A 10,200-nucleotide genomic window follows, 5' to 3' on the forward strand; every position below is an offset into this window, starting at 1 on the left:
ATTATTTATAAAATGTATAGGTAAAATTAAACTGTAAAGGTTGCTGTTTATTAGCTTTATTTCCTAAAAATTTGAATTCTTTTAATCGTTGATTTTGATCTAAAATCACCTCAAATTGTGGTTGATTATTTTTCGAAATCTGATATTTATTTTGAGCAATTAATTTAATTTCTGACCAAGGTCCTTCTACCAAATTAATTCTTTCTGTTTTTGGTGCAACATCTGGCGTATATTCTTTTATTTTGAATGGCACCTTAAATGTCGAATTGCTATAACAAATCTTATTTATGTCTTGACCTAATGATTTTGTAATTCTACAATCGTGCATTAATCGGTCTTCAAAACCAATTTTCTGCTCCATATAGGTTTTCTTCAACATCACATCTCCTTCTAACCAAATGATATCAAAAAGTTTATTTCCGTTTTTGACATACATATTTTCTTGGTTGTAAAAGAATTGATTTGTTTTTACTTCACTTCCTTTTCTTGCAATCGTTTCGGCAGAAATTACACCATCTTTATACGTATAATTTACTTTAGTTGGCGTTGCAACCTCATCTGTCAATTCAAAATCAAGAAGATTTCCTGTCGCATCATAATTTGCTTTGTACGCAACTTTTTTGTTTGATGCATTGGTAATGGTAATTGTTTTGATTTTTGATTCGTCTAAGTCTAACGCTTTTATAAAAGGTTTTACATTAAACAAACCGAAAAACATATGTTCTGAATAAGCTTTATTCAACTTTTTTGAAGATTCTGTTGGTTGAAAAACCATCAAATCTTTTTCTACAATTGTATTTTGTCCAAAAGCGACAAAACCAATCAAAAACGTAACGAATAAAGCTATTTTTTTCATCTTAAACTGCAAAACTTTCTCCACAACCACACGTGCGAGATGCATTTGGATTATTGAACACGAAACCTTTTCCATTCAACCCTCCTGAATATTCTAATGTCATTCCAACAAGGTATAAGAATGATTTTTTGTCAACCAAAATTCTTACACCATTGTCGTCAAACAATTTGTCTTCTGCACTTTGTTCTTTCGTAAACTCTAAATTATAGTTTAAACCTGAACATCCTCCACTCGTAACTCCTACGCGAACAAAAGATTCTTCTATAGAAGTTCCTTCTTCTTGTAAAAGTGATATTATTTTATTTTTTGCTGATTCTGAAACCTTAATCATTTGATTCTAATTTTATATTGCAAAGATACTTATTTAAAATGACTTCAAATAATGAACGATATAAATATTAACAATCGCTTAAGTTATATTATTTATCGCCAACTTACAATTTGATCAAATTACTTCAATCCCAATTTGTTTCGCGTACGTTTCAATACTTTTTGTGCAACATCTCTTGCTTTCAATGCACCATTTTCTAAAAATGCATCCAAAGTCACTTTATCATTCATCAACTCATCAAATTTAGTACGCGCATCAGCATATTTCTCTAAAATTAATTCGTATAAAGTCTGTTTTGCATGACCATATCCGTAACCTCCATTCAAATAATTTTGACGCATTTCCTCTACTTGTTCTGGCGTTGCCAATAATTTGTATAAAGCAAAAACATTGTCTGTATCTGGATTTTTAGGATCTTCTAATGGAGTTGAATCCGTTTCAATCGACATTACTTGCTTGCGCAATTGTTTCTCTGGTAAGAAAATATTGATAAAATTATTTCTTGATTTAGACATTTTGTTTCCATCAGTTCCTGGAATCAACATAATATTTTCATCAATTGCAGCTTGTGGTAAAACAAAAGTTTCTCCCATTTGGTGATTGAATTTTTCGGCAACACTACGTGTAATTTCTAAATGTTGCAATTGATCTTTCCCAACAGGTACAACTTCAGCATCATACAATAAAATATCCGCAGCCATCAAAATTGGATACGTAAATAATCCTGCATTTACATCTGCTAAATAATCCGCTTTATCCTTGAAAGAATGCGCTAAAGTAAGACGTTGAAATGGAAAGAAGTTCAATAAATACCATGTTAATTCTGTTGTTTCAGTCACATCAGATTGACGGTAAAAAACTACTTTCGAAGGATCTAAACCTAATGCCAGCCAAGTTGCAGCCACTTCGTACGTATTTTGTTTTAACACTTCCGCATCTTTAATTTGCGTTAAAGCGTGTAAATCAGCAATAAAAATGAAAGAGTCATTTCCTTCTTTCTCCGTTAATTCGATTGCTGGAGAAATTGCTCCTAAAATATTTCCTAAGTGCGGAGTTCCAGTAGCTTGAACTCCTGTAAGTATTCTTGGCATTTGTTTTAAAATTTAAGAAGCAAAGATAAACTTAATCAACGAAATGCACCAATTGTAACGAGAAGTTTATTTGAATTAATTGACAAGAATGACGAAAAACATATGGATGCACTAAAAAAGCTTTCCAATTTGTCGAAATGGCCAAGAAATTGTGCGACTTAATTTTCTTAAAATAGTTGGAGATTTATAATAACTTACAACTGCAGCACCTAAAACAATATCTCCTGTTTCAGTTTTTATATTCTGACATATAGAAGAATTTGTAAAAGTGAATTCTTTAATTCCATAGCTATCATATTCTAAAGTATAAAAATCTTGATTAATCGGAACCTTTATTTTAAACTCACCATTTTCATTTGTATATACAATATTTTTCGAATTTTTAAGATTTACTGGAATATCATATTCTGGAAAACCATTACCATCATTAATAATTCCTTGCACTACAATCGAATCATTTTCTGTTTGTGCTTTTGTGATAGTTGAAAAGCTTAAAAATCCAACTAAAGAAGAAAGTTGTAACCATCTTTTGGATTGATTAGAAATAGATTTTGAAGCTTCGTATGAATTAAATTGTTCTAAATTTCTGGTTTTAATTTTTACACAAGCGGTAGGATTATCATTCAGAAAAGTTTTTAATTCTTTGAACGAATAATGGTCCAAATTGTGAACACATTTAGAACAAACATCACAAAACTTTTGTTGTGACTCCGCATCCTTCATTTCGTTCCAATTCTGATTGCATTTTTTATCAATTTGTAGCTGCATAAAAATCTACTTTTCAATAAAATTAAACTTTTTTCGAAAATTTTTCAAACCTCAACCAACCTTTTTGCAAAAAGATGAATCTATAAAGAAAAAAGATTCATTAACCTTAAATTATATTGATATGAGTAACAAAGCTTTTTTAGACATTCTTTTCGAAAACCGAAACAAAGAATATGGTGCGTACCAACTAAGACAAGTTGCAAACCACGATTTGATGAAATCTCTTTTTGTTGGGATTGGTATTGTTGCATTAATTACTGGTGGAACTATTTATGCAAATAATAAAACAATGAATAATGAAATAACAAAAAAAGATGATGGTGTAATTGTTATTTTAGATAATGTGACTCCTCCTGATAAAAAAATAGAAGAAGTAACTCCTCCAAAAGAAGATCCACCGATGGAAGAAAAAACAATTCAATTAAAAACAGATCAGGCGAAACATATTATTCCAACTCCAACAGAAAGTCCAAAAGTTGAAGAAACTATAAAATCTGTTGACGAACTAAAAGGAAAAGATTTAGGCGTTTTTAATAGAAATGGTGATAAATCTAATGGACAAGTTGGTGGTGGAGAAGTAAGTGACGAAGGAAATAAAGTAGGTAAACAAAATACGGACATTCCAGAAGGTCCAAAAACTCCAGAACCTAAAAAACCTGATGTTGCAATTTCAGCGAAAAATGCTGCAGTAATGGCAATTTATCCTGGTTGTGAAAGTGAGAGCAAAAAAGGAAATGCAGCTTTAACAAAATGTATGAGTGATAAAATCTCGAAAGAGTTAGGTGGAGAATTAAGTGATTTTGCCGAAACTGCTTCTCGAAATAATATTGGTTCAGCGGTTGCAAAAATGCAATTTATTGTAAACAAAAATGGAGAAATTTCACAAGTAAAACCGTTAAGTGGAAGTAATCAAGATTTAGGCAAAGAAGCTAAATCTGCGTTGGAGCGTATCAATAAACAAATTCTAAGAAAAGGTAAAAAAATAACGCCTGCAAAATTAGAAGATGGTTCGGATGCAAATTTAATCTTTTCAATTCCTGTTAGATTTCAAACAAACGAATAATTAATAATACTTTTCTTTCTGAAACCATTGCATTCATTTTTTTGAGTGTGATGGTTTCTATTGTTTAAGAAATTGAATATCTATTCAGAAAAAGTTCTTTTAAATGTATATTTGTCGCATAAAATTTAAGTTTTAAGTCAATCTTAACACAATAAAATTGTAACTTCGTTGCGAATTATGAATAAGAATATTGTTTACGGATTGATTGGTTTCGGTTATTTTTTGATCGGAATTTTTACTTGGAAATATCAGTTTTTCATCATCAAATTAGATGAAATAAAAGCGATGTTATTGGGTATTTTATTTATTGTTTATGGCGCTTTTCGTGTTTATCGCGGTATAAAATCTTATAAAAATGATCAAAAAAATTAGTTTACTTTCACTTTCGGCCTTTCTTATTTTTTCCACTTTTAGTTGTAAAGACAAAGAAAAACAGACAAAAGCTGAACAAAAAACTGCTGTAAAACGCGCTTTACACGAATACGGAGATTTGGCAATGACGGTAGATCCAAGCTTTAAGAATTTGGCGCAATCGTTAGCAAATATGTATATGGTTGATTATCCAGATGTAAAAATTACGATTAACGAAGAGATTGAAGAAAAAGCTATCAAAGATTTTTATGAAGGGAAGATTCCTATTTTGATGGTAAGTAAGCCTTTAACAAAAGCTCAACAACAACATTTATTCAATAAAACAACAACAAAATATATTTCTTCTGTAATTGCATTAGACGCAACAGTTTTTATTACCTCTGTTGATAATTCAATCAACTCTATCTCGATGAATGATATTAAGGATAATTTGTATAAAAATGATCCGAAAATAACATTTGTTTACGATCATCCAAACTCTGCCAATTACAATACAATAAATGATAAATTAAAATTATCTGTAGAAAATGGCGCAAAAGTAACAGCTATGGGCGATGCAGAAAAAGTGATTGATTTTGTACAAAAAGATAAAACTGCAATCGGAATTATTGGATTGAATATTTTAAGTGATAAAGGAAATCCGAAAGTTGAAGAATATCTTAAAAAGGTAAAAATATTATCAATTGCAGATGATAAAGGAAATTTAGCATTGCCAACTATTCCGAATTTGAAATATGGTGTTTATCCTTTTTATCGTCAAATTTATATTTTGAAAAATGAAGTTGGTTTCGGAATTGGAGCTGGTTTCACAAGGTTTGCAGGTTCGCAACGTGGACAAAAAATTGTAACACGCGAAAGTCTTCAACCTTATTATATTTATAAACGTGAAGTTCAAATTAATAATCTAGAACAACCCTTACAATAAAAACAGAAAACCTTCCGAAATGGAAGGTTTTTTTTGGTTATTTTCTATTATCTATCTCTTTTCTTAATTCTATTATATGTTTGAAATTAGACAGATCTTCTTCATTCAAACTATACCATTCAATCCAATCTATACGCATTGTTGTGTCATATTCTCCTAACAAAGCATCAAGTAAAATATAAATTGTATTTTGCATTTGTCCACTACCATCAAAATTCTTGATGTATAAATCTATTCCATATAAACCTTCATTTATAGACGATTTATAATACAAATCATCATAAGATATTTCATAATCATTGTAACGAATCCCTAAATTATCATTACCAATTCTTTGGCGAAAAGCAATAATATTCCAATTTTTGAATTTCGGAGATTGTTTAACTAGTTTTTCAACTGATACAAAACTCTCTTTTAAACCATCAGCCGAAATCGTAAATTCTCTTTTCCCATTTTCTAATATTGGACTTGAATTAAAAGCTAAATTTGAATCAACCTTTACTAATTCATTTCTAATCTTATCATACAATTCTAATTGTAATTCTTTGCTATCTATATTATCATAAATGTATTTTTCATTTTTTTTAAACCAATTCCAAAAATTAGTTTCTGGACTTGACTTACAAAAACTAAAAGATGAACAACCAACAATAAATAGGACTAAAAGTAAAATTTTATTCATTATTCATAATATTAATCAAATCTTGCTCCCCAAGGGTTTTGCAAATCGAAACCTAAACTAAATAACATTCCGTTCTTGCGACCATCAACTTGATAATCTGATAAACCAATATCGTAGGAAATTCCAGCTTTTAAAGAACCAACTTTAAACTTTAGGATTGGTGAAACAAACAACGGATTGCTATTTTTAGAATCCATTCCTTGCTTGTACCCTACTCCAATATCAACGCCTTGATTATTGTCTCCAAAACCAATATGCGACATCAAGTTTATATCCAAATGACGCTCCGAATTCGAGTTCAAATTATACACCAAAGAAGGTTCTAACGCAATTCCTTCGGAAACGTTCCATTTATATCCAACATTGAAATAATACCACGTTGGCAAAGGCTCTACATTGTTCACATAATACACATTTTGGCTTAACGGAATATCCAAAACCGACACTCCAGCGGAGAAACCAGCATATTTGAAAGATAATCCCAAATTCGCAAAATATGTAGAATATTTATCTTCTTGTAAAGCAGGGTCATTCGGATCTTCTGCGATAATTTTTGAATAATCAAAACGTTGCGAAACATTAGAAGCACCAACACCGAAAGAGAAAACATTGATTTCATCTCCATCATAACTTCTATCATCAATAGGAATGTGATATGCTGCATTAATTCCGAAACCAGTCATTTTAACTGCCCCATTTCTATCGTTGAAAAATTGCATTCCCAACGCCAAACGATCTACAATAATTCCGTGAGCACTTACCGTTTGTGTACTTGGACTTTCAGGTAAATCGTCCCACTGATTGCGATGCGTTCCTGTTATAGAAATCACATTCGGGTCTTGTCCTGCGTACGAAGGATTAATTAACATTTTATCACTCACCAAATAGTGATTATAAAACGGTAACCCTTGTTGTGCTTCTACTTTATAAAGTGAGAATAGAGTTAATATGAATAGTGTTATTTTTTTCATAAATATGTTTCAATCAATTAATTGATTTTTCGTTTAACTAATATACTACCAGAATATAAAACTTGCAAATCATCTGATTGCTTCGAGAATTCTAACAAATACCAATATGTCCCATCTGCAACAGGTTTACCATTTAGCGTTCCGTCCCATTTTATAATATCTGTTCCTTCTTGTGTCAATATCTGTTTTCCGTAACGGTCAAAAATAATCAATTTGTACGAATTTGATGTATTGGTAACTTTACCATCTTTTGTCATTGGTTGCCAAATATCATTAAAACCATCATTATTTGGTGTTACAACATTTGGTAAAGCAAGGTAAATAACATTTTTAAGCTCCGAAACTCCACAATTATTCAATCTTACTCTTACTGTAAAATTATTATTTTTGATATTATCTGGAATAATTAATTCATTCTTTGTTTGCCAATCTACAATTACTTTTCCATCAGAATCAAACAACGCATATTCTAACTTTCCATTTCCTTTTGCAGAAACAATTATACTTTTTTCGTTGATTGTAATTTTATCAATTGTAGGCAATACTGAAAGAGAAACAACTAACGTTTTAACAATAGAACAACCCGATAATTTATCTTCAATTGTAATTTTATAATTACCTGCATCAAGCTCAAAAATATATGTTCCTAAAATTCTAGTTCCATCTTCTTTTTCTACCTCATAATAATACTTATCGTAATCTGTTTGAGTTGTAAAATCTAACTTATATTTTTCTCCTGTACACAATGGATCTGGATTTTCAACCTCGATATTAGGTAAAGAATTTTTCTTGTAGTTTAATTTTAAGGTAATCACACCACAATAGTCCAAATTATAAAAATCAACATCTACTGAACCTTGATTAGAATTAAATTGATCAAAAATTTGATCTTTTGTTTTAGAACTTGTTAAAGAATAATTAGTTTGAATGTAATCTAAAATTGCTTGAATTTGAGTTTTCGCATCATCGTTTTCACCTTCACAAAAAACAATTGGATTCGCTTTTGTATAACTTTCTAATGAAGGAACATCAACAATTAAATCTTGTTTTTTATTGACCGTTAATTCTACAGCTGTTAAACAAATCTCTCTTAATGTATTTTTAAATTCAATTGGAATATTCAAAGAAGTATTTCCTCCAAAATTCAATATTCTTTGGATAGAATTTCCTTGAATATATTCTGTTCCATCAATAAATATTTTGTAATCAAAAACATTTAGTCCGAAATTATTTTTTAATAAATCATCATCAATTGTTAATGTTTCTCCTTCGCAAAACACACCTGAAAATGTTGCAGATACAACATTTGGTTGATTAACTGTTTTTACAATTAAATACATATCTTCTGAAAAACAGCTTTCACCAACTTTTTTTATTTTAAAACTTAATGTTTGATTAGAATTTGCATTAACATTAACTGGTAAAAATGGTGTTCCATCTAAATTAAAAATATCAAAATCTGTAATGTTTGAAATTCCAAATTTATCTTTAATATGTTCTTTTATTTCATCTATATCAAAAGTATAATTTTGTGTCACACCTAAACAAACAGGATTGAATAAAACTTCAAAAGGTTTTGTAGGAATAGAAGAATCATTTAACGTAATTTTCAACGGAGCTGTAGATTCACAAAAACCAGCTTTATTTCCTGTAATTGATAAATTAAAACTTGTTTGTGTTCTATTGTTGTAAATCTCATTATACAAATTTTGAAGTTGTGATTCAATATAACTTGTACCATTATAAACCAAATTTATAGTAACTAAATTATCATTCTTTTTTACATTATTGATGATTAATTCAAATTCAGAAAAAGAAAAATCACTTCGGCAAAAAGTTAAAGTCAAATTATCCAAATCTACATTTGTTTTTTTTCTTAACTGTAAACTCTACAATATTACTTGTACAAGATGCATCAGAACGATCTTCAATCTGAACATTAAACTTAGCTTCATTCCCAATAAAATTATAAGGTGTTGTTGGCATATTCACTAAACGATAAATAGTTGAGTCAACTCCTAAAGCAGTTAAAATTTCAGCTTCTGATAAAATTTCAGTATTACAAACTTCTGCAAATTTTCCAGAAGGTAAAATAGGATTTGAGTTAATTAGCTTAAATTCAACTTCTCTTGAAAATAAATCTATAGAACAGAACTCAGCACCAATATATTTTAATTTGATTCTATAATTATTAGAATTATTTAAAGGAATATTTCCATTAACAATTGCGTCATCAACATATACTTCATAATCTGCATATTTAGAGGAATTAATAGATGGAGATATTCTACTAATTAAATCCTCTTTTAAAAAAGTTATTGACGTAGCACAATATTGTTCTGTTTTGTTTTGAACTGTATAAATCAACTCTGGAATAAATTTGAATTTTATAGATTTATAGATATAAACTAATTTATTAGAATTATCATAAACTCTGGCATACAAAATTTGTTCTATTCCGTTAATATAGCTGATATTATCATTTGTAGATGTATTATCTGGTTTATAAAATTCTATATTCCCAACATTTATACTTGGGTCTGAAACTCTAATATCATTTATAATTTTGGTCTTCACATCTGATAATAAATAATCATCTGTATAACAATGGTTATCAAAAACAAGATTATCTACTGTTTTAGCTCCACTAATTGTTAACTCTAAAATTGGATTATCTGTACCATAAATTGCTATTACAATAATTTCTCCTTCTTTTAACTTACTTCCATTTTCAAAAGCACTTACAAAACCATCTGTAGAATTTGATATACAATCATTTAATTTACCACCCTTTAAACCCTTCTCTTTTGTTATGTTACTATAAACAGCTCTAATTGGATTTATAGTTGTATATTCATTAGAACTTGAACCTGTTCTTACAAAAATATCATTAGGATTCGAATTTTTCGAAAGTCTCCATAACATAAAATGGAATTTATCAATATTTCCTTTCAATGTAAATTCAAAATCCATATCATTCGGTGCTACGTAATAATAAAAATTATAATAGCCAGTTGTATGGAACTCACAATTCATTAAACGTGGAACAAAAGAATTTACACTTTCGTTAGGTAATGTTATTCCAGAAGTTACTATATCATTAATTTTATTTATTAAAGGATGTGTAATCTTCCCTAAAAA

At 29.3% G+C, this 10,200-nt stretch carries 11 protein-coding genes; 3 read left to right on the plus strand and 8 right to left on the minus strand.

Translation table 11 applies throughout. The features are described from left to right. Position 1: 1 nt before the first annotated feature. The 4 genes from B3792_RS07040 to B3792_RS07055 all read right to left on the minus strand — a co-directional run bounded on the left by B3792_RS07040 (position 2) and on the right by B3792_RS07055 (position 3,046). A complete protein-coding gene (locus tag B3792_RS07040) occupies positions 2–856 on the minus strand; it encodes a hypothetical protein (RefSeq protein WP_291069208.1) in 855 nt (284 codons plus the stop codon). Between the two features lies 1 nt (position 857). Further along, positions 858–1,187: a HesB/IscA family protein gene (locus B3792_RS07045; protein WP_291047513.1), complete on the minus strand. Its 330-nt coding sequence runs from the start codon at positions 1,185–1,187 to the stop codon at positions 858–860. 119 nt (positions 1,188–1,306) lie between these two features. After that, positions 1,307–2,278: a tryptophan--tRNA ligase gene (gene trpS / locus B3792_RS07050; protein WP_286495867.1), complete on the minus strand. Its 972-nt coding sequence runs from the start codon at positions 2,276–2,278 to the stop codon at positions 1,307–1,309. 111 nt (positions 2,279–2,389) lie between these two features. After that, the gene (locus tag B3792_RS07055) at positions 2,390–3,046 is read right to left on the minus strand and encodes a hypothetical protein (protein WP_286495869.1); all 657 of its coding nucleotides are present in this window, start codon (positions 3,044–3,046) and stop codon (positions 2,390–2,392) included. Between the two features lie 121 nt (positions 3,047–3,167). Here B3792_RS07055 and B3792_RS07060 point away from each other — a divergent pair, with 121 nt between their 5' ends. The 3 genes from B3792_RS07060 to B3792_RS07070 all read left to right on the plus strand — a co-directional run bounded on the left by B3792_RS07060 (position 3,168) and on the right by B3792_RS07070 (position 5,406). Continuing rightward, the gene (locus B3792_RS07060) at positions 3,168–4,109 is read left to right on the plus strand and encodes an energy transducer TonB (RefSeq protein ID WP_219035203.1); all 942 of its coding nucleotides are present in this window, start codon (positions 3,168–3,170) and stop codon (positions 4,107–4,109) included. 177 nt (positions 4,110–4,286) lie between these two features. Beyond that, positions 4,287–4,481: a C4-dicarboxylate ABC transporter gene (locus B3792_RS07065; protein WP_135834486.1), complete on the plus strand. Its 195-nt coding sequence runs from the start codon at positions 4,287–4,289 to the stop codon at positions 4,479–4,481. Next, on the plus strand, positions 4,465–5,406 hold the full coding sequence (locus B3792_RS07070; protein ID WP_135834485.1) for a PstS family phosphate ABC transporter substrate-binding protein: 942 nt from the start codon (positions 4,465–4,467) through the stop codon (positions 5,404–5,406). The genes B3792_RS07065 and B3792_RS07070 overlap by 17 nt, the downstream gene beginning before the upstream one ends. Positions 5,407–5,443: 37 nt before the next feature. Here B3792_RS07070 and B3792_RS07075 read toward each other — a convergent pair whose 3' ends face one another. The 4 genes from B3792_RS07075 to B3792_RS07090 form a co-directional block, all read right to left on the minus strand. After that, positions 5,444–6,088, minus strand: coding sequence for a hypothetical protein (locus B3792_RS07075; protein ID WP_219035206.1), 645 nt, complete (start codon positions 6,086–6,088; stop codon positions 5,444–5,446). 11 nt (positions 6,089–6,099) lie between these two features. Further along, the gene (locus B3792_RS07080; protein WP_219035207.1) at positions 6,100–7,059 is read right to left on the minus strand and encodes a PorP/SprF family type IX secretion system membrane protein; all 960 of its coding nucleotides are present in this window, start codon (positions 7,057–7,059) and stop codon (positions 6,100–6,102) included. A gap of 17 nt (positions 7,060–7,076) precedes the next feature. Next, the gene (locus B3792_RS07085) at positions 7,077–8,915 is read right to left on the minus strand and encodes a T9SS type B sorting domain-containing protein (protein ID WP_291069210.1); all 1,839 of its coding nucleotides are present in this window, start codon (positions 8,913–8,915) and stop codon (positions 7,077–7,079) included. Continuing rightward, positions 8,908–10,200, minus strand: a 1,293-nt coding sequence (locus B3792_RS07090; protein ID WP_291047508.1) for a hypothetical protein, incomplete at its 5' end; no start/stop codon positions are given. The genes B3792_RS07090 and B3792_RS07085, both read right to left, overlap by 8 nt.

The organism is Empedobacter sp. UBA5924 (genome assembly GCF_002431085.1).
Lineage (GTDB): Bacteria > Bacteroidota > Bacteroidia > Flavobacteriales > Weeksellaceae > Empedobacter > Empedobacter falsenii_B.